General features: G+C 52.2%; 19 protein-coding genes. 9 read left to right on the top strand and 10 right to left on the bottom strand.

Annotation, left to right across the window (positions count from 1 at the left end):
- Positions 1-24: 24 nt before the first annotated feature.
- The 5 genes from IB252_RS15135 to IB252_RS15115 all read left to right on the top strand — a co-directional run bounded on the left by IB252_RS15135 (position 25) and on the right by IB252_RS15115 (position 6280).
- On the top strand, positions 25-549 hold the full coding sequence (locus IB252_RS15135; protein ID WP_111451655.1) for a cupin domain-containing protein: 525 nt from the start codon (positions 25-27) through the stop codon (positions 547-549).
- A gap of 691 nt (positions 550-1240) precedes the next feature.
- Positions 1241-1858, top strand: a complete 618-nt coding sequence (locus tag IB252_RS15130) for a hypothetical protein (protein WP_192409377.1) — start codon at positions 1241-1243, stop codon at positions 1856-1858.
- Positions 1855-3864 carry a hypothetical protein gene (locus tag IB252_RS15125; protein ID WP_192409376.1) on the top strand — a complete coding sequence of 670 codons (2010 nt, stop codon included), beginning with the start codon at positions 1855-1857 and terminating at the stop codon, positions 3862-3864. Before IB252_RS15130 ends, IB252_RS15125 begins: the two co-directional genes overlap by 4 nt.
- The gene (locus tag IB252_RS15120; protein ID WP_318652727.1) at positions 3861-4832 is read left to right on the top strand and encodes an ATP-binding protein; all 972 of its coding nucleotides are present in this window, start codon (positions 3861-3863) and stop codon (positions 4830-4832) included. Before IB252_RS15125 ends, IB252_RS15120 begins: the two co-directional genes overlap by 4 nt.
- A complete protein-coding gene (locus IB252_RS15115; protein ID WP_192409375.1) occupies positions 4829-6280 on the top strand; it encodes a hypothetical protein in 1452 nt (483 codons plus the stop codon). Before IB252_RS15120 ends, IB252_RS15115 begins: the two co-directional genes overlap by 4 nt.
- 425 nt (positions 6281-6705) lie before the next feature.
- Here the strand turns inward: IB252_RS15115 and IB252_RS15110 are convergent, their stop codons facing one another.
- Positions 6706-7146, bottom strand: a complete 441-nt coding sequence (locus IB252_RS15110; protein ID WP_192409374.1) for a hypothetical protein — start codon at positions 7144-7146, stop codon at positions 6706-6708.
- Positions 7147-7232: 86 nt separating this feature from the next.
- Between IB252_RS15110 and IB252_RS15105 the strand changes: the two genes are divergently transcribed.
- Positions 7233-7508: a helix-turn-helix domain-containing protein gene (locus tag IB252_RS15105; RefSeq protein ID WP_192409373.1), complete on the top strand. Its 276-nt coding sequence runs from the start codon at positions 7233-7235 to the stop codon at positions 7506-7508.
- A 251-nt stretch (positions 7509-7759) separates the two neighbouring features.
- Here the strand turns inward: IB252_RS15105 and IB252_RS15100 are convergent, their stop codons facing one another.
- Positions 7760-8908 (bottom strand): site-specific integrase, encoded by a 1149-nt coding sequence (locus tag IB252_RS15100; RefSeq protein ID WP_192409372.1) that lies wholly within the window; start codon positions 8906-8908, stop codon positions 7760-7762.
- 78 nt (positions 8909-8986) lie between these two features.
- On the opposite strand from IB252_RS15100, the gene IB252_RS15095 reads away from it, so the two are divergent.
- On the top strand, positions 8987-10003 hold the full coding sequence (locus IB252_RS15095; protein WP_192409371.1) for a DNA-binding protein: 1017 nt from the start codon (positions 8987-8989) through the stop codon (positions 10001-10003).
- Between the two features lie 1012 nt (positions 10004-11015).
- Here the strand turns inward: IB252_RS15095 and IB252_RS15090 are convergent.
- A complete protein-coding gene (locus IB252_RS15090) occupies positions 11016-12422 on the bottom strand; it encodes an MmgE/PrpD family protein (RefSeq protein ID WP_192409370.1) in 1407 nt (468 codons plus the stop codon).
- A gap of 470 nt (positions 12423-12892) precedes the next feature.
- Here IB252_RS15090 and IB252_RS15085 point away from each other — a divergent pair, with 470 nt between their 5' ends.
- Entirely contained in the window at positions 12893-14194 is a 1302-nt protein-coding gene (locus tag IB252_RS15085; RefSeq protein ID WP_192409369.1) for a cation:dicarboxylate symporter family transporter, read from the top strand.
- 911 nt (positions 14195-15105) lie between these two features.
- Here IB252_RS15085 and IB252_RS15080 read toward each other — a convergent pair.
- The 7 genes from IB252_RS15080 to IB252_RS15050 all read right to left on the bottom strand — a co-directional run bounded on the left by IB252_RS15080 (position 15106) and on the right by IB252_RS15050 (position 24443).
- Entirely contained in the window at positions 15106-15951 is an 846-nt protein-coding gene (locus IB252_RS15080) for a LysR family transcriptional regulator (RefSeq protein ID WP_007969985.1), read from the bottom strand.
- Positions 15952-16047: 96 nt separating this feature from the next.
- The gene (locus IB252_RS15075; RefSeq protein ID WP_192409368.1) at positions 16048-16308 is read right to left on the bottom strand and encodes a DUF2790 domain-containing protein; all 261 of its coding nucleotides are present in this window, start codon (positions 16306-16308) and stop codon (positions 16048-16050) included.
- A gap of 191 nt (positions 16309-16499) precedes the next feature.
- A complete protein-coding gene (locus tag IB252_RS15070; RefSeq protein WP_192409367.1) occupies positions 16500-17786 on the bottom strand; it encodes an SLC13 family permease in 1287 nt (428 codons plus the stop codon).
- 65 nt (positions 17787-17851) lie between these two features.
- Complete coding sequence (locus tag IB252_RS15065; protein WP_192409366.1) at positions 17852-18799, bottom strand: D-2-hydroxyacid dehydrogenase family protein; 948 nt, start codon at positions 18797-18799, stop codon at positions 17852-17854.
- Positions 18800-19355: 556 nt separating this feature from the next.
- Complete coding sequence (scpA, locus tag IB252_RS15060) at positions 19356-21422, bottom strand: methylmalonyl-CoA mutase (protein ID WP_192409365.1); 2067 nt, start codon at positions 21420-21422, stop codon at positions 19356-19358.
- Positions 21419-22288, bottom strand: coding sequence for a Pnap_2097 family protein (locus IB252_RS15055; RefSeq protein WP_225607457.1), 870 nt, complete (start codon positions 22286-22288; stop codon positions 21419-21421). The genes scpA and IB252_RS15055 overlap by 4 nt, the downstream gene beginning before the upstream one ends.
- 253 nt (positions 22289-22541) lie before the next feature.
- Positions 22542-24443 carry a sigma 54-interacting transcriptional regulator gene (locus IB252_RS15050; RefSeq protein WP_192409364.1) on the bottom strand — a complete coding sequence of 634 codons (1902 nt, stop codon included), beginning with the start codon at positions 24441-24443 and terminating at the stop codon, positions 22542-22544.
- A 242-nt stretch (positions 24444-24685) separates the two neighbouring features.
- Here IB252_RS15050 and IB252_RS15045 point away from each other — a divergent pair, with 242 nt between their 5' ends.
- The gene (locus IB252_RS15045; protein ID WP_007969977.1) at positions 24686-25168 is read left to right on the top strand and encodes an MSMEG_0572/Sll0783 family nitrogen starvation response protein; all 483 of its coding nucleotides are present in this window, start codon (positions 24686-24688) and stop codon (positions 25166-25168) included.
- Positions 25169-25221: the final 53 nt, after the last annotated feature.

Here is a 25221-nt window from a genome sequence, read left to right as displayed (position 1 = left end):
CAAAGGCTGGAGGGCTCAATCAACATGACGACCAACACCTTTGATAAACACATTCCCAACGCTGAGGCTGTAATCGCAGCACTGAACCTGGAACCCCACATGGAAGGCGGTTTCTACCGCAGAACCTTTCAAACCGATCACCACACGATGGTTGAGACCACTGGTGGCCGGCGCTACCTGATGACATCCATTTACTACTTGCTGACCAAGGATTCGCCAATAGGTCATTTTCATTTGAACCAATCGGACATCGTGCATTACTACCATGTGGGAGATGCAATTCAGTACAGCCTGATTTTTCCGGACGGCACATTAAAAACGGTTGTGATGGGCAGCGATATAATCGCCGGACAATGTCTGCAGCTGCATGTGCCGGGCGGCGTCTGGAAAGCTTCGCAGCTTACAAATGGATTGGCGGGATACGGTTTGATCAGTGAAGCGGTTTCACCAGGGTTTGATTTTGCAGATATGGAGTTGGGCAGTCGGCAAAAGCTTAGCGAGCAATTTCCCGAACATTCGCAGCTGTTTGAGAGGCTGACGGGCAAATGAGGGCTGAGGTGAATTGATGCTTCAAAAGTTCTCGGAACTGAAGTACTTACATTCCTTTGCAAATAAAATAGCAATAAATACAAGCTACTAGCTTAATTCGGAATCATAGCATACGTCGTTTTGAAAAATAATTACCTCTAGCCTGAGAACTAAAGTTTTTCCCAAGATAGCGCTGGAAGTATTTTCTTTGCGAAGCGGTAGCGACAATTTTTTGGACATGACTTGCACAGAGTTAGACCGAACAAAGGCTGAACGCGTATTGACTTGGCTTTAAGCCATTGCAACTACATATTTCAAAAAAAGGCACTGACACTGAGTCCCCAAGGCCACTCGATTTATCTGCATTTCAACCAACGTCCTATCAAAGCGATTGTGTAGCTCGGCTGTTTAAGGGGTGACTCATGAAATGTTGTTGCGGGTTGGAATGCCCTCATGCCAGACGGCTAGAGCGGATAATACTCCACAGGTATGTGTATGCAGTTCACGGTAATTGGCGCGGCAATTCGATACTAGTCTCGTACCTATAAACAGCAAGCGAATCATTAGTCGGGCAACGTTGTTGCGCGGTGCGGGTAAATGTACTGCACCATTTCTATCTGGCAATTAGTTGGAGTCAACATATGACTATTTGATATAACGGAGAATATTTTCTGAGGTACATTCAAAATGTACAGCAGACAGAGATGAACTCATGAGCGTGGATCATCGTTCTCTAAAACAAGAGCATAGAAGACGCATTCTTCAAGAGGTAAGAGCGCGCGGCCATAGCAATAGCAACCTTTGGTATGTGTATAGCGTCAAACTAGACAAAGACCTTGTGCTTCCCTCTGATTTAGCTTTAATTTATTGGTTGGTATTTATTGAGATTAATTTTGATGTGGTGACATTCAAGCAGCCTGAAAGGGGGGATAGTTTTGATTTTTTAGTACAAAAGGAATCAGGAAGCCTATCTGAGGTTGTTTTCTCGGATCAGCACGAAGCAATACACAGCGAGGGACAAAACACTTGTCGCGTTTCACGGACGGAGATTTTGGCGTCGGCACCTTTGGCTATCAAGACTATGAAAGCCTTAGCATATGCAGCAGCAATCAGAAGACTTGACTGCACGGCAGCCTCGAATACTATACGTGCAATCGAAGTTTCGCTTGGGGCGGGAGATGTTCAGGTACTGTTTAAATACTCCCCGCTTATTGCGCCACCTATAGTATGTGGAGTTTTAGTGCGTCATTTCATCGCCGGATTAGTTGAAATTGATCTGGTGAGCAAATCCTCATTCGGGCGCTACACCCCTTGGAAGTGCCGGTCATGACGACGAAAAATGGCGAGTCGAACGATTGGGTCGGAGCTATAAGTAAGAGGGCGGTTGCGTTAGGCACCTTTAATGACTGGTCGAAACCAGAATTAATTGGGCTAACAGATCAAGAGCTAGAAGATTATCAAGAAAAATTTCTAGCAATGAAGTTCTATTGCGAGGGAGTGCCTATTAAGGATATCGTCGTTGCGACGGGAATAAGTAGACAATGCATAAATTATTATGCCGGGCGGTGCATGCAGTTGGCGCCGGATGGAGTTTGGTGGGGGTGCCGTGCGCTGTTACCGCACTTGCACATAAAAGACTACTGCAGAACCAAGGTTGTGGGGCCAAAGCTTCCGGAAGCCCAGGGGGGGTATGCAGGAGCGCTGGGCGCGGTTTTTTATAAATATCCAAAATTAGAAGAACGTTTCAATAGAAAAATCCTTTCGTATCACGACCCCGATACTAAGAATGAATTCAGAATTAGGTCTAAGACACTGCATAAGATCTTTCTTGACCTGCTGAAGGAATTTGGTATTAAAGAGAATGAATGGCCGTTCAATACAAAGTGCTTGGGACAGCATTCGATTGGCGATCACATCAGAAATGTTCGAGATGGTAACTTCGGTCGCATCGTGTGCAACGAAGGAGAGCGCGAGGCAAAGGCCCACATGGCAGTCGGAAAAGGCCAGCGGCCTGGACTGATTTACACCGAACCCTACGACGCTGTTGAGATTGATGCTTACAAATTTGACTGTCATTCCTCAGTACAAATGAAAGCTCCGAATGGTACCTATATCGACATAAGAATCAGCAGGATATGGGTTGTTCTGATGTGTGACTGCGCATCTGGAGCAACATTAGCTTACAAGTGCGTTTTCAGAAGTGAGATTTCATCCACCGACGTGGTCGATGTCATGCGTTATTCGATCGTAGGACAGCCTAAGCCTGAGCCAGTTATTAAAGGATTGATATATCCCGAAGGCAGTGGATTACCAAGTGAGGTCATTCCGGAATGTAAAGGCGCTTTGTTTACAGTCGTCAAATTTGATGGGGCGTTGGCGCATTTATCGGAGAAAATCACGAATGTAGCCAGAAAGGAGTTGGGCTATTTTTGGACAGTCGGCCCTCCTGGACACTTTGAAAGAAGACCATGTGTAGAACATCTGGGTGGCCTTCTCTCTAACAATATATTCTGCCGTCTTTTAAGCACAATCGGGCATGGCCCGAACAATGGCCGCGCAGATAATTGCGAAAAAATTGCCACGCAAACTCCAGTTCTCGCGGAGCACCTGCTTCATCTTCTTGATGTTGAGGTCGCACAGTACAACGCAAGAATCAGTGAAGGCTTATTTTTCTTGTCGCCTTTGGAATATATCAGGCGAAAGCTTGAGAAGGATCAACAGCATTTCCTAATAAGAACGCTGCCGGCTAGTAATAGCAGGGGAGTCACGATATTGCAGTTAAAGAAAATCGTTACTGTACGCGGCAACAAAGATGGTGGTCGCCACCCCTATGTTCAGTTTTTGAGAGTGCATTACACCTCAGGTTACTTGCATGAAGCGTGGGCTATGATTGGCGAAAAGATTGTTCTACATATTGATGAAAATGACTTGAGGTTGGTAACAGCATTCACGATGGAAGGTTTCTCACTCGGCAATCTGATTGCTGTGGGCAAATGGGCCGATACTAAGCATGATATGCGAACACGTAAAGCTATTAACTCTAAGATGATGGACAGAACCTTGCAAGTCAGTTTTGAGCAAGACCCGGTTCTAGTCTATCTAGCTTTTCTAAGCACCTCGAAGAGTAGGAAATCCATAGATATTCCCGCCGACGCGGCAACAGAAGCGAAGCGAGTAGCGGATGAAGGGGGTTTGCCGTTGGTAGTTTCCATCCCTCGTAGCGAACAGGCAACGTATCTAGAAGGAAAGCCATTGGAGTTTTCGGACTCATTAATTATTGGTAAGAAAAATCCAGATCTGAACGAACTGCTAAAACAAAAAAGGTTAAAGTCGTGAGTTCTAATGAAGATAACATTGATAGGGATGCCTGCTTAGAGAGTCATCCGGTTGTAAGTACCGCATATATTTTAATTACGCCGATGATCGCCAAGGTCTATTCGATTCTTCGTGAGAGAGTATTCTCAAGGCACACGGGTACGTTTTTGTATGCGACGCCTCGAAAGGGTAAAACCAAATGTGCTACAACTATTACAGATCTACTAGCGATCGAGTTTCCAAGCAAATATATTTTGTATCACTCTGCTGATGGGCATAAATCGGCGCACTTAGTTCGAGACTTGATTGCGGGGCTGGGTCTGTCAAGCGGATCAAAAGACCATAGTGATTTACTGGAAAGGTTTATTGTTCATGTGCGTATCAAGGTGGAATCCTTGGGTGGTAGTCATTTTGTGCTGATCATTGACGAAAATCAATTGCTATCAACGGACAGTTGGGCTGACCTGCTTGTTATTCATAATCGTTTAGAAGGCCACGGTGTCAGCATGACAACGTTGGGATTCGGTCAAGAACAAATACTTCAGAAAATAGTATTTTTATTTAAAGTGAAAGCTACCAATATAGTCGCTCGTTTTTTGTGTGAGCCGATTCGGTTTGATGGTTGTGTATCGGAGGCTGATTTGGAATCTATTCTTAATGAATACGACGTAAATAAAGAATTTCCACTAGACTCCGGTTGTACGTATACCGAGTTTTTCTTGCCGAAAGCTTTTGCTGCAAATTTTCGAATGACTAGTTGCACTAAGAAAATATGGAGTGAGCTGATGAGCATTGCCAGAGAAGATGGTCCTGGCATTCTACCACTTGAGCATATATTTCGCGTCATTGAAAGGATTTTGATCAGGTGTCGTCATATGGACTGCTCGGAATTTAAAGTGACGGAAGGAATCGTAAAAGAGGCGGTGGCTGCTAGTCTGATTGCACAATTCGTAGCGATGATGCGTCAATCTGCGAAAAATGATATATGAATATTTCTTATGGTCGATTCAACTACATCCCATTCGAGTCATCTTGGGCGATGTTGCTAAAAGCGAGTGCGTTAAACCTGGTGCCACCAAAAATACTACTTCGCGAACTCGCTAGAGCCCCACAATGCAATAATTCTGCACGGCATTGGAAGGCTTGCGAGATTGACGACTCGAAGATGGCGGCAGCACTTTCTCTACCGTATCCTGCAATAAAACGTGCATTTATCGATAATCTGGTTGAGTGCACGCCGTGCACTTCGCAGGTGGTTATCCGGCACTGTCCAAAATGTATAGCTGCAGGATATCATTCGGTTTTCTTTTTACTTCAGATGATCAAACGATGTCCTTGGCATGGTGAGCCACTTGAGGCGTGCAGGCATTGTAGTAGTGTCATGGCGCGAGGATTACTTTTTGCCCGTGGGGAGAAAGGTTTCTGCGCGAAGACGCATTGTGATCACTTTTTGTTCGATTCTACAGGATCTATACGTATAAGCGGTGTGACTGCTGAGCAGTGGAAAAAGTATGAGGAGCTGGGCTTAAGGATTGAAAAATGGCTCAATGCTGCTAACGCTATGAAGAACCCTTTAGTCAACTATGCCATTTCTTTATTGAGTGTCGCTTGGGTCAAAAACGAGAGCTCTGATAATGACGAGAACATGATCAACATCGGTCTTACTTTGACCGCACTCGAACTAGGAGAATTCCCGGCTCCAGGCGCCATTTCGACATGGGCTGTCCCACCTTTCGAGATTGTCTTGGCAGCGTATAGTCCTCACGATGCTGCTGAATTTGAGTTTGGCGCGAGGGACGTCTTCGCGCTGTACCGATGCGTACGCCGTTATCTCTATAACGCGTATGTGAAACCTCATGCCGCCTGCTTCAGATACCTTATGAGCCTAAGCAGGCGTCGTCGGCATGGCCTCGATTGCCAGCGTACCTGCGCAGTGTCCGCGGCGTTTTTGGTATGGTGTGAAGCGTTAAGCTACAAATTTCGTGAGGGGGGGCCAATTAATCTTGTTATGCCGAGTTGGCATGTTCGTCCGGCAACGCCGCGTCAAATAATGGTTCTCTGGATAATGCATTTTTACGGAATATGGACCAGTATCGAAGAGAAATGCACGAGTAGTAATCAAGCGTTAGATCGTTTTTCAGTTGCATTATCGGGCAACGCTTGTCTCGTTTTAGGCGTCGAGGTCATCAGTATCTCCGGCGTTGATCACCAATTGACTTCTGACCTGGCCTGTTTACACGTCTGTCCCGCCTGGTTATCTCGTCAAACGAACAAGCGATGCTGGGCGAGATTGCATGTTAGCGATCAGAGTAACTTTCGCGCGTATGAAACAGTTGAATACTGGACCTACGTACCCGATCCGGCGACCTTTTTACGCTTTTGGTATGGCAATTTCATAAAAAAAGCACGTTCATCGCCATTTGTCGCCGCTGGCTGATGAGCTTTGAGTTCGCGCTGTAGTACACATTGTCGCTAACTTAAGGAGAATGGTGCCCTCGCTTTTTTCATACCTCTCGCCGGTTGTGAGTGTGCTGGTTGCGAACGATCGACCATTGTTGACGTGAGGGACGGATGCGAGCTATCGGAACCATCGACCAAAAACCTGCGTCATCTCGGTTGACGCGCCATGCTGTCCGGACCGAGATTCCGCCAGCCGACATCTTCTCGGTACCAGTAACCTTCCGATAAAACGGCATAAACTCTGCCTGAAGATGGTTGTAGTGTGGATAGCGAAGATCGGGCTCCATTGCCGATAACTCGACTGACATAATCGAACATTCAAGCGGTGCGCCCTTGTCGAAAATCGGCGCTTGTCGGTGCTGTGCCTCCTTGGTATTACGCGGTGAGCGGCTATTTGAGCGGCTATTTGAGCAGTGAGGCGGAGTAGATACATTGTGATCTCGCATCCGTCTGCTCGGCAGTCTTGCCACTGAGTAGATCGTAGGTTTTACCATGCTCCACGGTCAGGCGAACGTGGGCTTGCCCAGAGGACTCATCAGGCACTGTGTCGATGGCCAGTACCTGCTCCATCCGCCAGTGTGACGATGCATTCATATGCGGTGGGACCATGACCATTACCGAACACACCGCACCGAAGGGGGAGACTTCATTGAGCACTCGCTCCAGGTACGTCACGTCGGAGACCAGCAGAGTGCGACCGAACTCCATTTCATCTTCCGTCATCTTGATACATACATGAAACCACGGGTCGTTGAGATCCCGTTCGATGACGCTCCAGCGCTTGATTTTTAGATCAAACGGCACGGGAGAGCGGAGTTCCGCAGCTGGCTGGGTAAAAAACATGATGATGCCCTCACAAAACGAACCCTATAGATTGTAGCCCTAAAGTATTCAAAAAGGCTTCATCGTTCCTTTTGTGAGCGATGCAAATGGAACTGAAACAGGCCTTTGGAACGGCTTTAAAAGCGCGTCGTCTGGAGCGCAAGCTGACGCAGGAGGATTTTTCCGACGTGAGCAGCAGGACCTACCTCAGTACTCTGGAGCGGGGTCAGAAATGCCCCACACTCGAGAAGGTGGTGGAACTGGCCTCGGTGCTGCAGATTCATCCGCTGACGTTGATTGCCGAGAGTTTCCTGGCCCTTGAGCCAGGTCAGACACTTGAGGCATTGCTGGACGTCGTCCAGCGGGAAGCGCAGCCGGCCTGAGTTCTCCCGTGCTCCAATATGAGTGGCGAGTTCGCGAGCCGCCACCCTCGAGAGTGAGGCCGCACTAAATCAGATAGGCGATAGGGCGTGGGGCCAGACCGAGCCGCTCTAACCAGTAGCGGTTTAATGACTCACACGGCCCAACCCGGCGTGGCAGCTGCTGATGTCCGTGCCCGTTGATGGCAAAGCTGCCCGGGCGGAGTACGCGTAACAAACCATCTGTCCGGTAATATCGCCGAATCCCAGGAGTGTCATTCTTCGCCTAAGTCGGTTTCGGAAGTTTCAGCCTTCGGCGGACCGGCTTGCGTGAGCGCTTCGCTATCCACCAGCAATGACGTGGCTCGGCTGCTGAGCAACGAACCCGCCTGGAAGTAACCCATCACCGTGGTCACGCTGCGGTGTTCGGTCATGGCCATCACCTCTCCGAGCGGCACGCCCTGACGCCCGGCCTCGGTGACGAACCCCGAGCGCAAGCTGTGCGCCGCCCAATCGCCCTCCAGCCCCGCGAGCTGGGCGCGGCGCTGAACGATGCGCGCCACTTGATCGGCCGACAAGGCCGTGGCCCCGACCTTGTTGCCTTTATACAGCCGACGAAACAGCGGGCCGGACTCGGCCGGTGCCGCCGACAGCCAAGCGCTCAGCGCATGCGCGGCGGGGCCACGCAGCGGCTTCTCCCGACGCACGCCGCCAGTGTCGGTCTTGGTGACGCCCAGAGCGTACAACCAGGTGTCGGCATCCAGTTGGCGCACATCGCCCACTTGCAGGCCGACCACTTCCGAACGCCGCCGACCGCCACCGCTCCAGGCCAGCAGGAGCAGGGCGCGGTCGCGAATCCCGCGTACGCCATCGCTGCAGGTGGCGAGCAGCGCCTGCAGCGGCTCGAGCACGATCGCACTTTTCTTGCGCACAGAGAGTCCTTGGCGCGACTGGGCTTTGCGCGCGTCGCGCAGCAGGGTCTTCAGCGCCGTTGCTTCGGTCGGGCTGTCCCACTCGTTGAGCCGGTGCCATTTGCCCAACACCGCCAGACGGTGGCTGACCGTGTTGAACGCCAGCGGGCCCAACCGGGTCTTGACCCGGGCGGTGACCAGCGCCGCGTCGATTGACGGCGGCAACAGGTGCGCCCAGTCGCCGTTGGCCAACGGCCGGGCCAAATGATCGAGGACGAACTGCACGGCCACGGTGACGGGGAGTGGCGCATCGCCGAGTACTTGGCCGTAACGCAGTTGCAGCCAGGCCGACCAGTAGGCGAGGGCACTGCGATAGCTGCGCACGGTGTTGGCCGCGGTGCCGGCGGCGATAAACGCCGCCGCGGCGTGCTGGGAGTTTTCGGCGAGAACAAGCAGATCCAGTGGGGTTTCGTCGACCAAGGGCAGTTGATCTGTAATATTTAATACGTTCAACGTATGATAAATCCATTATTCAGAAAATAACGTCGGATAATCTTTTATTATCAGACCTAATATAGCCGGAGGCGGGCCATGGCAGTAGGGGTACCCGAACACGACGTATTTGCCGCCGCGGATGCGGTGTTGGCCCGCGGCGAGCGGCCGACGGTGGAACGCGTACGCCTGGAGCTCGGGCGCGGCAGTCCGGCGCGGGTCGGCGGCTTGCTCGATCAATGGTGGGCGCGCCTGGCCGAGCGTCTGAATGGCGAGACCCGCCTGCCGGCACTGCCGGGTGAGGTGTCGCAGGCCTTTGTCGCGGTGTGGCAGCAGGCGATTCACCTGGCGCAGGGTGTCGCCGAGCAGGCGCTAGCGGAACAACGTCAGGTGTTGATCGCAGAACGCGAACGGGTGGCGGCGGTCGAAGACCGGGCGCGTCAGGACGCGGTGCAATATCGCCAGCAGGCGGCCGAGTCCTTGGCTGGGCGTCAGTCAGCCGAGTTGCGCCTGGCCGACCTGGAACTGCTGTTGGCGCAGCGTCAGACGCAGATCGAGGACCTGCAACAGCAGCGTGAAAGCTTGCTGCACGAGCGCCGCGAAGTTCAGCAGCACAACCAGACATTGCAGCAGGAACTTGAGGCGCAGCGGCTCAAGGTCGAGCAGGAGCGCGTTGCCCAGGAGACCTACGTCCGTGGCGTCGAAGATCGTGCGCACCGCGAGGTCGATCGGGCCCGCGAGGAAAGCAAAGCGGCGAGCGCTCAGCTTAAGGAGGCCAATGGCCGCTTGCAGGCCATGCAGCAGACGTTGCTCACCAGCCAGCGAGACCTGTCCGAAGTCTGCGAACAGCGCGCCACCGCCCAAGCTCAAGCCCATGTCCTGCGCGAACAATTGGAGCAGAACCGTCAGGCGGGCGCCGGCGCGGCTGGACAGTACCAGGTCCTACAACAGCGCCTGCAGCGCGCCGAAGCGGAGTTGACCAATGTTCGCGAACAAGCCGCTGCGGCGCACGCCCGCGCAGAGACCTTGGGCGAACAATTGGGCATTGCCAACCGGAGTACAACTACTGCAGAGCGCCCTAGACGTCCACGCAAAGCGCCGCTGAAAACCAGCTGAGACACCAGCAGCGGTCAGTAAACGGCGGTGGAGATGGTGTTTGGGGTGAATGGCGACAACAATTAGCGTCCCCCTCGGTGCAAGCTTCCTCAGCCAGCTGTGCCTGCTCACAAATTGGGCTCAACTCGGGCTAGGTGCCTCTGATTTTCGCGCGTACGTGATGCAATTGCTTCTAGGCGAGGGATTTCGACTTGTGGGACCAAAGCGTCACCGGCGCCGATCCGTAGCGAAGACCGCCATGTCCGGGAACTCCCTCCTGAGTTGCTGCCCCCCCGCACTACAAGGATTTGGTTTGGCTCCAGTATTGCGCGTCGACTTGGCGCTAGGAAAGAGATCTATAGCTGAGTCCTAGTGCATCTGCAGCGGAGTTACCCCGTACCCATCGGTACTGCGCAGGCCAGTGTCTCGCGCTTGCTGATCCCTTTTTTTTTATATCTTCACTGCGCCGTCGCAGGCATCTTTCCAAGTGATTGTGTATGTCAAAAACCAAGGATTCAGGTGTAACCAAAAAGAAGGGTGAAAAGGGCCGAGCGTTAGTGCCTGCGGAGGGCGAAGTGGTGATTTGGGGCGGTACTTTACGGCCGGTGCCGCCACCATGCAGAGCTGGAGCGCGGTCAGTTGTTGTGGATCGGAGTAGCTGATTGAAACGCTCCGGGCGTCCATCCGTGTGAACTGAGTTTCACTGCGTGTACTTGGGCGATCCTGGGGATTATCAACGGCGTTTCTGCGGATCGCTCGGGGAGCATCCCCAAATATCTCGCCGAATTGCATGCCTCAGCCCCACACTATGTCTTGTCGCATCACCGGGGAGAGCGCATTTTATCCTCGGGCTTTCCGGCTCCCCCCTCCCCGAAGTATCCGATCAAAAACAAAAATGCCAGTCAGCTTAACTAACCGGCATTAGCTCTTAGGCGTGTTTTTTCTTGAAATTCTTTTTGTTTATCGCCCCGTTGCCTGCAGGGAGTATCCTCTGTGACAATACCTCCTTGCATCTTTGGCAATCATGTTAGCGCTAACGCGCAGTTCTAGCCGTTAGGCGTACTAACTCGCAAATGTTAACTAGGGACTCTAATTCAAAAACATTCCGTTCTATTTCTTCAATTTTTGATAAAGGAAGATGCCCTTCACATAATGCCCGGAACTTGTTAGTGAGCCGCTTTTTCTGCGCGTTGAGGTCATTTTCCGGACGGCTCGAATCATGTTTGTGCTCTACTTCACGTCCGTCTCGCAACTTGATGCGCACTATGCTTTCCGGTACTCGCAATCCCGGATCGAAAATCACTTGTGTCAATTCTTGCAAAGCCAGAATCTGTGGATCTGCTACGTTTTCGTCATTGAAAGCACTTGGGTCTGCTGTGTTTTTTCCGAGCAAGGCCATCGCCACCGTATGTTTAAGGCTGAATTTGGCCTGCAGCGGCGTTAAAGGACAAGCAATATTACAGATATCGTCGCAATGTGGGTTCACGCGAATATCTAGCGCAACAACATTGGAGGCCTCTACATTCTCAGTGCGAGCGAGGTAGAGTGCGCTTTCAATAGCTGAGTGAGTCTCGTAACATGAGTTGTGGTATTTGAAAAGATTAGTTTCCAGATGATAGTCATAAACAGGCGCTTCGTCCGTGGTCTTCACAGCGAAGTCCGCTACATAACGAGGAGACCTCAGTGCGCAAAGTTCAGCCCAATCGGACGAGTGCGTCCGGGCGAAGCCAAGGCGATGACCTATCATGTCCTCCGGCACATCTACCCCTTTCTGAGCCAACATCGCGGCTACAAGACCGCTACGTGCAGCCTCTCCAACCTGCAGCGCCTTGCATGAAGATCCAAATGCTGCCTTCAACCCTGCCGCACGAGTTGATGCAATTCCCAGTGCCCGTGACGTAGCGTCCGCGTCAAGTCCTAGCAAACGAGAAGCCGCCGCAGCAGCTCCGAAACAGCCCATTGTTGCTGTCGCGTGAAAGCCGCTCGAATAATGATTAGGTGCAATCAACTGGCCAACTCGACAGGAAATTTCGTAACCGGCAATAAACGCCTCCAATAGGCGTGCACCGCTGGCATGGATTTCTTCGCCAAGCGCTAACGCCGCTGCAAGCACTGGCGCGGAGGCATGGCCAGGAACGGAAAAATTTACGTCGTCGTAGTCTAGCGCATGCGATGCCGTGCCATTGATCGAGGCCGCCGCAGAGGCTGGAAGACGATCCAGACTGCCTATAAGAGTGCAGCGAGGGAGACCTCCTTCAGACACCATAAACTCGACAAGCTTATCTGTAATTGACTCATCGGCACCGGCTATGCTCACACCCAGCCAGTCAAGTACAGCTTGGCGAGCAATACCCAGCACGTGTGGGGGAATATTTTCTAACCGGATGCTAACTGCTAAAGAAGCCAACTCAAAGGTGATATTTTCTTTTTTATTTTCCATAATACCCTAACCGAAATGTGATTTCCCGCTTTTCAGAAGTTTGCCGAAACCAAAATTATCAAACGCGCAAGCTACTTAAATGCCCCTGAATTCGAATTTCTTCCGAATCAGAATCATGCGCCGCAATCTTTTAATACGTTCGAGCCAATTATCATAAGTGCGAACTACCCTAGGAAAGAATCCAGCAATGCTCACGAAAGCTCAAGCGAATTAAAGTCTTGATTCGTTTGAAAAAATCTCAACCGACTAGGATCGAGTTAAAATATCCTCTTTATAAACCACTCTTCCTCTAGATTGATTTTTCCTCAACCTTGTGATGCGTAAAACTCGATTGTCTGCAGCTTGCGTTAACTTTGTAATTGAGTCGCTGCGTGACTATTTCTGCCTTGGTCGTCGAGATCAGAGATCAGGACTTAATCTGTTGCCATTAATTATAACTTTCCAACTACAAAAATAACGAGACTACTTGCATGACCATAAAAAAAAGAAAACCGATTTACAAAAACCTGACTTTTCAGGTTGTCGCTGCCATGGGGTTGGGTATCGCTTTAGGGTTCCTCTCACCGGAACTAGCGACTAAGTTCAAAATCTTTGGAGATATTTTTCTAAAGCTAATAAAGACTGCCGTGGCCCCTTTGGTGTTCTTTACAGTAGTTCAGGGTATCGCTTCCGCGGGAGATATTAAACGAGTCGGTAAGGTAGGCGTGAGGGCGATAGTTTATTTTGAAGTTGTTTCAACGATCGCATTATCCATAGGACTCCTGTGGGGCAATCTGCTCGATATCGGTGCCAACATGCATGGCGCCCACCCCAGTAGCGCTGCAACGGCGGCGGCCAACTCGGCAGTGGCCAAGGCCCATGCCCCCACATCGACCATGGAGTTCTTTTTTGGAATTTTTCCAGATAATTTTGTGGGGGCGTTCTCAGGTGGGCAAATGCTCCAGGTGCTCGTTATCTCTGTCGTATTTGGCTTCGCCCTTTTGGCTCTTAAGCCGGAACGTCGAAACTTTATTGACGACGGATTAACTCGGATCTCTGAATGCTTCTTTGAGTTCATCAACTTGATTATGAAACTTGCTCCACTCGGAGCCTTCGGTTCCGTTGCCTACGCCGTCGGGAGTAACGGCAGTGCAGTGTTGATGTCGTTGGCAAATCTTGTACTTATGTTCTACGTCATTGTCGCCTTTTTTATCTTCGTTATTTTAGGTGTGATATGCCGTATGTCCGGATTCAGCCTGTGGCGATTCTTGAAGTACATCAAGGACGAAATCCTAATCGTTTTAGGCACTGCCTCGTCAGAAAGTGCCCTACCTCGTCTTCTGCAAAAGCTTGAAAAATTTGGCTGCTCCAAGCAGAGCGTTGGCTTGGTGCTGCCAACAGGCTACGCGTTTAATCTTGATGGCACTTCTATTTACATGTCGCTTTGCATGTTATTCATTGCCAATGCGTATGGCGTTCCACTCAGCTGGGACCAGCAACTAGGGATTCTAGCGATTATGCTACTGACATCCAAAGGAGCAGCAACAGTCAATGGCGGCAGCTTTGTCGTTTTCGCGGCAACGGTGAGTGCGATCGGGGTGTTGCCGGTCGAGGGGCTCGCATTGATTTTTGGAGTGTATCGGTTTATGTCCATGGCGAATGCAATCTGCAATACAATCGGTAATAGTGTGGCTACCGTGGTGGTATCTAGATGGGCGGGAGAGTTTTCAGAACAGACAGCACAGATTGAATATGAACGCACACTTGGACGAACACCCAATGCAGCGCTTTAATTTTCTTCGACGCAGGCCAGTGATTTTCGAAATGTGATTTGGCACGACTGCTTTAATTTCATACACGTGTGAATGCAGGAAGGATCGGTAAATTAGGTCCCGTATCCTTCCGGCAAGTCATCTACCCAGCCCTACAAAGCGCAAGCTGCGCATCTATACTTAAGTGGACACCAGTTCTAGCCTTTTAAGCTGGTACTCTATCCGAGAGTGCGCTCAGACCGGTGTCTCGATTGCCGGTGTCGTGCTGAGCGATAGCCTCAACGCGAACCTCGTCCACAAATGGATTCGAGTGCAAGCGCAAAAAATACGGAACTGCAAACTGTTTTTATTCCGTTCCCCATGCAGTTAGCCGGAACAAATTCGCAAGCTGCATCACCGAATATCTGCGTTGAAATCCCACACCAGCGTGACACTGTCAAAGTGAACTGGCCGACCGAAAGCGCGGCTGTCTGCGCGACCTTTCGTCGAGACCAGTAGCGATGATCTACATCGACTCCATCTGGCTCGCCACCGGGACGATGGACAGACGCGCCGGTACCGAAACCGGTCTGGCGGGTGATCACCGTGTTCCGTGCGGTGCAGTTGCACTGTGTTTATTTGTTTGCCAACCGCCGTTCCAGCCCAGGCCGTGTAATTGTCCGATGAGCCTATCGTCGCTTTTAGGCTGCTCTGGCAAAATCGTCGGAATGACTTCGCTTCCGAATCTCAACCAATCCGCCACCAGTGATGATCGAGGCAATCACAACGTAGATTCACGCAGTGATTGTGGGGCTTAGGGAGGGATAGGTCTTAGTACTCATGACGGCATCTCTTCTCGATCATGGTGACTAAAGACTGTCTGTTGAAGTCGTCTCTCGAGGAATTAGTTAAAGTCGCTAATCGGCGGTGTAAATACTCTAGACAGTGATGTATTACCGGGCTAGACATTGGGTCAGGAAGGTCATCACAGACTGCACTGGTGCGCTATTACGAATGTCGCTATGAGTCACCAGCCATACTTCGCGCTCTAGTCCCGGCCCAAAAATGGCGGTGGACCGCAGTGAATATTGTTCGCCGAGAAAGTAGGGTAGTGCTGCAAGTCCGACACCTGCTTTCGCTGCCATTGCCTGAATGTTCAGATCGTTGCTGCGTAGCAGAATTGGGCGATCACCGGCCTGTTTCATCAACCATAGCTGTTGAGTGGTTTGCTCCATGCTTTCGTCATAGGCGATGAAGGTCATCTGATCGGCGGGTGTCCGATCCAGATAATCGGCGGAGCCATACAAGGCAAATGGAATGGTTGTGATTTTTCGCGCGACGAAGTCGGGCTCTGTAGGGCGGCTCAAGCGAACAGCGATGTCCGCTTCCCGACGAGTGAGGGATGCGCTGCCTAAATTGCCTAGCAGTTGCAGAGAAAGTTGAGGATATTGCTGACGAAGTTTCCCTAGGTGCGGAGCAATTAATGAACAGGCCAACGCAGGCGGTGCGCTGACTGTCACCTCTCCGACAACCCCGACCTGACCCGCTAATGCACTGCGCTCCACTGCAAAGGATTCGACTTCCATGCGTTTGCCCAAAATGGCAATTCGTTCGCCGTCCGCTGTCAGCACGTAGGACCTGGGCCGACGGTCTACCAATTTAAGATTCAATGACGATTCCAGTGCACTGATTCGCCTTGCTACTGTCGCGTGATCAACTTTTAACCTGCGTGCTGCTGCGGATAACGACTGTTCTTGAGCAAACACCGAGAAGTAGCGCAGATCTTCCCAATCAAACATCACGTACGTCCTTTGCCGGATTATGGTGCTTGCCTGGCACGTGACAACTCCACATTGCCACGGCTAGGCTGCCGATTGAGCGGTTCACAAACAGCATCAGTTCTGAAAGTTGCACGATTGGGCAAATTTTCGATAACTGATTCGTTGCACACTCCCTGCGGTCGTACTGTAGGTCATATACGCCTCGATCACTTGGCACGTTGCGGAATCAGGTTCATCCATGGCAATCACCTTGGCCACATCGAGCTTCATTGCATAGCTGTAAGGGGTGGTGGTGGGCACGGTGTCCTGATCTGCGTAAGCAAAAGCGCTAACGGTTGCAATCACCAGAGTGCCAAGGGTGGTTATAAATTTCATGATATTTCTCCAGAAGTCACATTGTTCACCTTTATGATCGTCGTCATATCGGCTTGTGATCATTCTGATGAAACACCTACATGCTGAAAATTCCCCATCCCTGCACACGTTCTATGCTTTTTTGCACAAAGGAACCATCACTCGTGCCCGGCCATCACCATCGTGCCTCCAAGTATCTGTTATAGTATTGCTTATCCCAGAACTCTCAGAAATGCCAATGCGAATACAACTATTATGCCTAACAGCGGAACCATGAAGAGTTGATAGAAGAGTCTGCTGCGCTCGGCATCTTCCTGGACACCTGCCAGTGCCATGGCGCCTGCAGAAGAAAACGGCGAGAACCCAGTCATGATTGCACAGGAAGTAATGACGGAAAATAGCACTGTTGGACCCACGCCCGTCTGTGCAGCCAGGCCCGGTACAATTGGATATAACGTTGGCATGACTACACCAAGCGTACTTGAAAAAAAGCTCATGATCCCAGCGCAGATTCCGGTGGCGTAAACCACTGAGTTACTTCCGACATGTAACCCCAACCATTGAGATAAAACGTCGATGGTGCCAGCCTTCGTTGCTACGGAGATGAGCATTCCCATTCCACACAGCAATATGATGATTGACCACGGCACTTTGGCCAAGGCAATGCGTTCATCTCCGATTTTGCACATCAGCGCCAAGACGACACCCAGTATTGAGATGAACGTTGGATCTACTGCTGATCTGACAGTTATGAGGATTCCTTGTCCAGGGATAATTACAGCCAAAAGGCTAGGTATAACGACGAGTCCCAATATGAATAGCACAAGAACGACCGTTTTACGCTGCACTGCATCTAATGGAGGCGGAGCATCCGCCACCAAACATCGGGTTTTGTAGCCTTGCAGCAACAGATAGGCGGCAACAAATATTACAGTTTGTACGATTAGTGAATCCAACAATAATTGGTGTGTAAAGAGTTCCGCAGTGGGGGTGTTGAAGCCCATTTGTTCAAAAATTCCTTGAGTTACTCGACCACCGAGGCTAATGCTATTGAAAGTAGTGGCCATTCCGCCGCATACGACGATCACAGCACCCAGCAGTCGACTCATGCCGGTTTTGCTTGCGACTGCCATAACCAGGGGGGAGAGAAAAACAAATACTGCGTAGTGTCCTGGTCCCATGCCAGAAATCAGCATTACCAGTACATATAAGGCAAAGGGTATCATCGCAGGACGGTTGCGTGTCGCATAGACGACCCGGTTTGCTATTTGCTCAAGTGTGCCGTTTGCGATCGCAAATCCGAAGAAAAACGTGACACCAAAGATGATTAGGAACAGTTTTGTAGGCCAGAGTGTGACCAAATCGTTCAGCGATGTACCGGGTATGCAAACGCTGAGTAAATAGGCGAATACAATCGCCAAGAGTCCGGTGTTGACGTTTAGCCAATAGCCGATACCGATGGACGCCAGGATCGCTAATAAAATCAATATAGTAAGCATCGAAACCTCTTCCTTTTATTCTTGTTGTTGACCGGGACCGATCGGCCCCGGGGAAGGACGAGTAATTAGTGGTGAGGGAGGAAGCGCGGGACATCAATGCCTTGCTTCCATCCAAGCAAAGCGTCAGCAGCGGCGTCAGCGAATTGTGCATACATCTCATCGGTCGGCCAGCCGATATGGGAAGTGAGGATTACATTGGAGAGGCCAGTCAAGGCATGCCCTTTAGGCAGGGGTTCCTGATCGAATACATCCAGTGCTGCGCCAGCTATACGACCTTCTGCAAGAGTGTGCACAAGCGCGGCTTCATCGATAATGGGGCCGCGTGCGGTATTGACAATGTAGGCTGATGGTTTCATCAAGGCCAAACGCCGTGCGTCAATCAGGCCTCTCGATTCTGCAGCCAACGTAGCATGAACCGAAACGATGTCGGACTGCTTCATCAACTCATCCAGGTCCAATGCCTTGGCTCCAACCGCTGTAGCGATTTCCTCCGTAAGCCTGGGGCCCCAAGCGACGACATTCATGCCAAACACTTGGGCGACCTGCGCTACGTAACGACCGATATTGCCCATACCCACAATGCCCAGCGTTTTGCCGCGCAGAACTCGCGTCATGGGCGTCGGCCAATCACCATTTTTGACCGCGTTGTCGACCCATGGGATTTCTCTCATCAATGCCATCATCAATCCGAAGGTGAATTCACCCGCACTGGTGCAGAACCCCCCAGTCGCTTTGGCAATCACGATACCCAGTTTTTGCGCGGCTTCCAGATCGATATGGTAAGCATGATTGCCCGTCTGAGCGATAATACGAAGATCAGGCAATTGCTCCAAAAACTCCGCAGTGAACAAGGTCCGCTCACGATTGGCAATGACCGCATCAAAACCTCTCAAATCGCTCGGCCCGCTAATAGGTCCAGTGAAGATTTCGACCTGAGCGTGCTCACGCAATCGGCGGATACCAGCGGTATTTTCGTAGGCATGGTGAATATCATTAAGGACGGCAATTCGCATTTTCATATTCCTAATAGTTTAGGGAGTAACTCGGGCGGTGATCTGTCGTCCAAGTTAGCCAGCTCACCCAATACAGACAACTGAGTTTTTTGCCATTCTCGATTGCAAAAAAATCAAAACGGTAGCTTGGTCAATAATGGCATCCGCGTTATCAAATGGGAGAAAAATCTCAATGCATTCTATTTGACTCCATCTTTAAGCTCCAAGTTATGCGAGATAATGATTAAAGCATGTCATTAGTTGTATAAGGAGGTTGGTTGATGTCGCGCTGACACAGTTTTTTTATGCTCAATGTAACAAGTCTCAATTACCTTGTAAGCTGAGTGATTAACTTGTTGCCGCCGATCGCTTGTTGTCAGTGATGAGTGAAGTTCCATATTCATTCATTTTTCAAAGTGCGTATTTGCGTTTCCTGTGGAGACGCAGTCGACTTGGCAGTTTGTATTCATCGTTTAAGGTCAATAAACGAGTCAGCGGCCATTCGCTATCCCGTGCTGAATCTTGCGGAGTAGGGTAAATACGCGGTGCCCAAGGGGTGTCAAGTTTATGTAAGGCGCTACGAATGTGGGGGCGCTAGTAGATCGACCAGCTGTTCAATAATTTCAATCACGTCCTGGCCAGGACCAAAACAAGCTTTGACTCCCAAGCGCAGTAACTGTCGCGCGTCGGCGTCCGGAATGATTCCTCCCACCACCACCGAAACGTCGAGTTCGCGTTCGTTCAACAGGTTCAGCAGTTCAGTGAGTAATTCGTGATGTGCCCCGGCCAGGCTGGAAACCCCAATCAAGTCCACCGGGCTATTGTCTTCCAGCGATTCCAGTAATTGAATCGGCGTTTGAAACAGCGGCAGAAGACGCACCTGTAAGCCTGCATCGGAAAGCGCCGCAGCCATTAGCCGAATCCCACGGTCATGCCCGTCCTGACCCAGCTTGCTCAGAACAATCCTGGGCGGCCGCCCATGGTGAGAGGCAAAGTTCGAGATGCGCGCAGCGACCCGTGCCCAACCAGGTTGTTTGCACACGGAGGGGCGAAAGTGACCGCGGTGAAAGCTCAGGTCCTGCCGAAATCGTGGCCAGACCATTTCCAGTGCCTGGGTGCATTCACCCAACGTCGCCCGAGCTCTGATGGCCGCCACGGTCGCCTCCAGCAAATTGCCCTGGCCCGAGCGTGCGCACTCAGTGATCGAATGCAGAAGGGCTTCAACTCGAGTAGTGTCGCGCCTAAGGCGCAAGTGGCTCAGGCGTTGGCACTGACGGTCGTGCAGTGCCTGGCTGTTAATGGCGGACGTTCCTTCTTGCGTTGTCTGTACTTGTTCGCTAGAAGCAATGCGCCGTTGAATCCCGCCGTCAAGGCGTGCCTGGGTGGCCATGGCTTGCAAATGAATGGCCTGACTGATCCAACCGGACTCTATCGACTGCAGCACTCCACCCCGGGCATCAATCTCTGCGATTCGTTGACGAACCAGCGAAGCTATTTTTGCTGTCAGTGATTCCATCATGTAGGACCCAGCCCAAGGATCGACTACATCACAAAGCCCGGTTTCCTGCTGCAGGATATGCTGGGTATTGCTGGCCAACCTGGACGACGCCTCACTGGGCAATGTCAAGGCTTCGTCCCAGGCATTGGTGTGTAGAGACTGCGTGCCACCAAATACCGCGGCCATGGCCTGGACGGTGGTCCGCGTGACATTGTTGAGCGGTTCCTGAGCGCACAGCGACCAGCCTGAGGTCTGGCAGTGCATGCGAAGTGCCCGGCCTTTTTCACTCTGCACGTCCAGGGCCTGGGTGATTTCGGACCAGAGCAGACGGGCCGCGCGACACTTGGCGATTTCGGTGAAAAAGTCGTTGCCGATGCCGAAAAAGAAACTGATTCGTTCACAGAATCTTTGCAGGTCCAGCCCGCTTTTTTGCACCTCCTCGGCATAGGTTCTGGCGTTGACCAAGGTCAATGCCAGCTCCAGCACCGCATCCGCACCGGCCTCCTGAAAGTGATAGCCGGACACCGAAATCGGGTTGAACCGCGGCACGTGTTCGTTCAAGTAGCCGATCACGTCCGTGGTTATGCGCATTGAGGGTTGTGGCGAAAAAATGTAGGTGTTGCGTACCGTGAACTCTTTGAGAATATCGTTCTGGATCGTGCCGCTGAGTTGAGTCGCAGCGACGCCGGATTCTTCTGCGGCAACGATGAACGCTGCCAACACCGGCAGCACTGCGCCGTTCATGGTAAGTGACACCGACACCTGGTCCAGAGCGATGCCGTCTAGCAGTTCAGCCATGTCCTCGACGCTATCGATGGCGACACCAGTCTTGCCGACATCCGCCTGCCATTGCGGATCACTTGAGTCGTAACCGCGATGAGTCGGCAGATCGAAGGCCAGTGATATACCCGTTGCGCCCTCGGACAAACGTTGCCGCAGACGCTGATTGCTGGCGTCGGCACTCGCGAATCCGGTGTACTGGCGCACGGTCCAAGGTTTTTCCGGGTACATGCTCGAATAGGGGCCACGCACAAAAGGCGCTTTGCCGGGCAGGCTGTGCAGGTGCTCGAGACCGTCCAGGTCACTGCCGTGGTACACGGACTTGAGTCGCAGGCCTTCGGGCCGCCAGAGAGGAGTATGGCTCATGGTCGGCTGCAATCGGAGAGGTGGATTTTGCGGGTGAAAATGTCAGCTAGCTTGAAGAGGTCGCTGCGACGATACACTTCACACCAGTGCAATTCTCGATGACCTGACTGGCTGGTGTGCAGTCTGAGCTGCATGCTGTCGCTGATATTGAGGTTGCCGTAGAAGTGCAGCTCGCGTTGACGAATGTGGCCGGGGCGGCGCAGTCCCAATAGGGCCCATTCCGCACGTTCGACCATGGCCTGAAAGTTGGCGAAGTACAGGAGGTCGGCACCGTTGAAGTCGATGTCAGGACAGGGCGTAAAATCAAATACGCGCGCCTCGGTTGATTGACGGTCAATGCTGAAATGACTGCGCCAGTCGCCGCTGCGTATTCGCCGATTGTCGGCGTGCAGTGCTTGCAACGCCTCAGGTAGCGGGGTCACGGGTACTTGAGTGCCGTTCAAACATGCTTTGCTGACACTGCGATTATCGCCCGGTACGTGACGGCTCACAAAGGTGGACAGCAATGCCAGTTGCCCCACAAGGCGATCACCCAGTCTAACCTCATGTTCGCTGTAATGCCGGGCCTGTCCACCGCGCCCGATCCGCGTATGAATCTGGAACGAGCGATTCTCGATGATGGCTTCCAGCTGTAAATTCCACGTTTTGACTGCGGTGAACGCGGCATAGGCGATGCGCCCTTGCTCATCGACGAAGTCAGGCAGAGGCCGATCATGCAGTTGGGCCAGTGCGAGCCAATGTTGATGCCCGCATTCTTTCAATAACCAATTTTCCGACAGGCCGGTGAAGGCCAGGTTGGGCATCGAAGCCAGGTAGGTTTCTGAACGTGAGACGGTGAAAGCAGAGGTTGTCGGCATGGTAGGCATCCTGGATCTGCTGTTATCGATGGCCCGTTTGGCTTATCGGTTGCAGCACTCAGAAGCGAAGGTCGTGCCAGCACGTTGATGGTTTCAAGCTAATCGCTAACTATTTGATAATAAATATTATTTTTTAGTGTCCGATACGCCTGGGCATCGCTGATGGCGTCGCAGAAATTACGTAATTACGTGGAAATACGAATTTTCGTAGAGGCTTTTACGAGATTGCGTGGTCAAGTGCCAAACCATGCCCACGATCGAATCAGTTCTCCAACTTGATTTCCAGCCGCTTGAACCTCGACGCCAAGGTCGTGGGTTTCAGACCCAGCAGTTCGGCTGCGCCACCTTTTCCAAACAGTTTGCCGTCGGAGGCCTTGAGCGCGGCCTGCATGTTGTTGCGCTCCAGTTCCCGAATCTGCGCGTCAGTCATGATCTGGGGCGAGGGGGAAGGCTTTTGGGTGACGGTGGTTTTAGGTTCGTCGGGCAAGTCCAGGTTCAGATCCGCCCCGACGGAGGTGATAAGGGCGCGCTCGATGACGTTTTGCAGTTCGCGAATATTTCCCGGCCAGGAGTAGCTTTGCAGCCGCTCGATGTCGCTGTTACGCAGGCGCCGCCCTGGCATGTTCAGGCGCTTGCCGGTCTGCTTGAGAAAGTGCGCAGCCAGGGGCGCAATATCAATCGGACGTTCACGCAGCGCCGGAGACTGGATCGGGAAAACGTTGAGCCGAAAATACAAGTCTTCACGAAAATGCTTCGCAGCGACTTCCTGGCGCAGATCGCGATTGGTCGCGGCAATGATCCGCACATCGACCTTGCGGGTGCGTTCTTCTCCGACCCGTTCGAACTGGCCTTCCTGCAAAACCCGCAGTAGTTTACTTTGCAGCTCCAGCGGGATTTCGCCGATTTCATCGAGAAACAGCGTACCGCCGTCGGCCAGTTCAAAGCGCCCGACGCGATCTCGCACAGCGCCGGTAAAGGCACCGCGAATGTGCCCGAAGAATTCGCTTTCGAACAGTTCGGCAGGAATCGCCGCGCAATTGACCCGGATCAGCGGGCTGGCATTACGACGGCTGGCCTGATGGATGGCGCGAGCGATCAGTTCCTTTCCCGTACCCGACTCGCCGTTGATCAACACGCTGGCATCGGTGGGGGCGACCACGTCGATCTGTTTGATGATTTTTTTGATCGGCTCGCTCTGGCCGACGATCTCGCGGAAGTTGTGCTCGATGTGAATCTCTTCCTGCAAATAAGCGTTTTGCTCTTCGAGCCGCTCCTTGAGGACCTTGAGTTCATCCAGGGCATTTTGCAGTTGGGTTTCGGTGCTGCGCCGCTCGGTGATGTCGCGAAACACCACCACCGCACCGACGATTCGGCCGTCGGAAATCACCGGAGTGCTGGTGAATTCCACCGGAAACGAACTGCCGTCTCGGCGCCAGAACACCTCCTGACGTCCTTCGTGAACCACGCCGTCGCGCACGGCTTTGTAGATCGGACACTCTTCGACCGGGTAATGGCTGCCGTCCGCGTGAGTATGGTGGTGGATGCGATGGATGTTCTTGCCGATCATGTCCTGCGGCTCCCAGCCCAGCATGCGCGCGCCGGCCGGGTTGACGAAGGTGGCCAGGCCATCGCTGTTGATGCTGTAGATGCCGTCGCCCACGGAGCTGAGCAACAGTTGGTTATCGCGCTCGCTTTCCTGAAACAGGTTGAGAATGTTGCGCCACTCGATCAGCCCGCCGCGCATGGTGCGCTCGGTATGCGCCTGGTCGCGCTGGTACTTTTCATGACTCAACTCGCGCATCACCAGAATCAAGTGCTGCTCACCCTTGATCTGCAAGGTGGTGGCGGAGATTTCGAGCTCGATGCGCTCGCCGCTTTTGCAGTTGCAGCTCAACTCTTCGGTCCAGCCACGACCTTTGTCCATCACTGCCTGGGTGAACACGATCAGGTCGGCCAATTGATGGCCGAACAGCTTGCTCACCGGCAGTTCCAGCAACTCCTGACGCGGGTAGCCGAGCAACTTACAGGCAGCAATGTTCAGGTCACCCAGCCGATCAGAAAACGGGTTGAGCAGCGCGATGGCCTCGGCGCAATGCTCGAACACCATGTGCCGCGACGAATACGCCAGATCGGCCCAGCCGCTGAGAGAGTCTGTTTCAGTCATGGCTACGAAGTCTCGTGATTGGCTGCTACGAATATTCGTATTTCTACGGGAATGCGTGATTCACCGATAGCATCAGATACGCAATATAAAACCGGATCAGATGATCATTCGTAACCTAATCAATCACTTACCACTGCACAGAAAATAATTTTATTTCCTGGCACGGCATTCGCTCTCTCTCCTGTAACCCGGCAGCCAACACAGGCTGGCGTTCAAGCACGAAGCAACTGGAGAGCGACACTATGCCAACCGTGGACATCCCCCATTACAAAGACGGCGACTTCCTGGTCAATTACGAAGAGAAAGTCTTCGAAGACATCAAGGCCGAGCCCGGCGAAAAAGTCCTGATCACCTTCCACACCATCGCCTTCGAGGGCTCCATTGGCCTGGTCAATATGCTTCAGGCCAAACGCCTGCTGCGCAAAGGCTTCGAAACTAAGATTCTGCTGTACGGGCCGGGTGTGCAACTGGGTGTGCAGCGCGGTTTCCCGACGCTGGGTGCCGAAGCCTTCCCCGGTCACCTGGCGGTCAACAAGCAGCTCATTCAATTCATGGAAGAGGGCGGTGAAGTCTACGCCTGCCGCTTCGCCCTGCAAGCCCTGTACGGGCAGACCGAAAAAGCCCTGATCGAAGGCATCCGCCCGATCAATCCGTTGGACGTAATGGACCTGCGCCTGCTGATGCGCCGTGAGGGCGCGATGATTATCGATACCTGGACGGCCTGACAGCACAGAACTCCCTGTGGGAGCGAGCTTGCTCGCGATGGTGGTGTGGCTGA

Source organism: Pseudomonas sp. PDM10 (assembly GCF_014852295.1).
Lineage (GTDB): Bacteria > Pseudomonadota > Gammaproteobacteria > Pseudomonadales > Pseudomonadaceae > Aquipseudomonas.
This window is presented reverse-complemented; position numbering and strand designations above follow the sequence as displayed.

Coding starts and splice junctions, on each gene's coding strand:
- IB252_RS15080 (WP_007969985.1), bottom strand. CDS start 15,951: ATGTTTGATTGGGAAGATCTGCGCTACTTCTCGGTGTTTGCTCAAGAA.
- IB252_RS15070 (WP_192409367.1), bottom strand. CDS start 17,786: ATGCTTACTATATTGATTTTATTAGCGATCCTGGCGTCCATCGGTATC.
- IB252_RS15135 (WP_111451655.1), top strand. CDS start 25: ATGACGACCAACACCTTTGATAAACACATTCCCAACGCTGAGGCTGTA.
- IB252_RS15110 (WP_192409374.1), bottom strand. CDS start 7,146: ATGTTTTTTACCCAGCCAGCTGCGGAACTCCGCTCTCCCGTGCCGTTT.
- IB252_RS15130 (WP_192409377.1), top strand. CDS start 1,241: ATGAGCGTGGATCATCGTTCTCTAAAACAAGAGCATAGAAGACGCATT.
- IB252_RS15115 (WP_192409375.1), top strand. CDS start 4,829: ATGAATATTTCTTATGGTCGATTCAACTACATCCCATTCGAGTCATCT.
- IB252_RS15090 (WP_192409370.1), bottom strand. CDS start 12,422: ATGGAAAATAAAAAAGAAAATATCACCTTTGAGTTGGCTTCTTTAGCA.
- IB252_RS15085 (WP_192409369.1), top strand. CDS start 12,893: ATGACCATAAAAAAAAGAAAACCGATTTACAAAAACCTGACTTTTCAG.
- IB252_RS15125 (WP_192409376.1), top strand. CDS start 1,855: ATGACGACGAAAAATGGCGAGTCGAACGATTGGGTCGGAGCTATAAGT.
- scpA (WP_192409365.1), bottom strand. CDS start 21,422: ATGAGCCATACTCCTCTCTGGCGGCCCGAAGGCCTGCGACTCAAGTCC.
- IB252_RS15050 (WP_192409364.1), bottom strand. CDS start 24,443: ATGACTGAAACAGACTCTCTCAGCGGCTGGGCCGATCTGGCGTATTCG.
- IB252_RS15075 (WP_192409368.1), bottom strand. CDS start 16,308: ATGAAATTTATAACCACCCTTGGCACTCTGGTGATTGCAACCGTTAGC.
- IB252_RS15055 (WP_225607457.1), bottom strand. CDS start 22,288: ATGCCTACCATGCCGACAACCTCTGCTTTCACCGTCTCACGTTCAGAA.
- IB252_RS15065 (WP_192409366.1), bottom strand. CDS start 18,799: ATGCGAATTGCCGTCCTTAATGATATTCACCATGCCTACGAAAATACC.
- IB252_RS15105 (WP_192409373.1), top strand. CDS start 7,233: ATGGAACTGAAACAGGCCTTTGGAACGGCTTTAAAAGCGCGTCGTCTG.
- IB252_RS15095 (WP_192409371.1), top strand. CDS start 8,987: ATGGCAGTAGGGGTACCCGAACACGACGTATTTGCCGCCGCGGATGCG.
- IB252_RS15045 (WP_007969977.1), top strand. CDS start 24,686: ATGCCAACCGTGGACATCCCCCATTACAAAGACGGCGACTTCCTGGTC.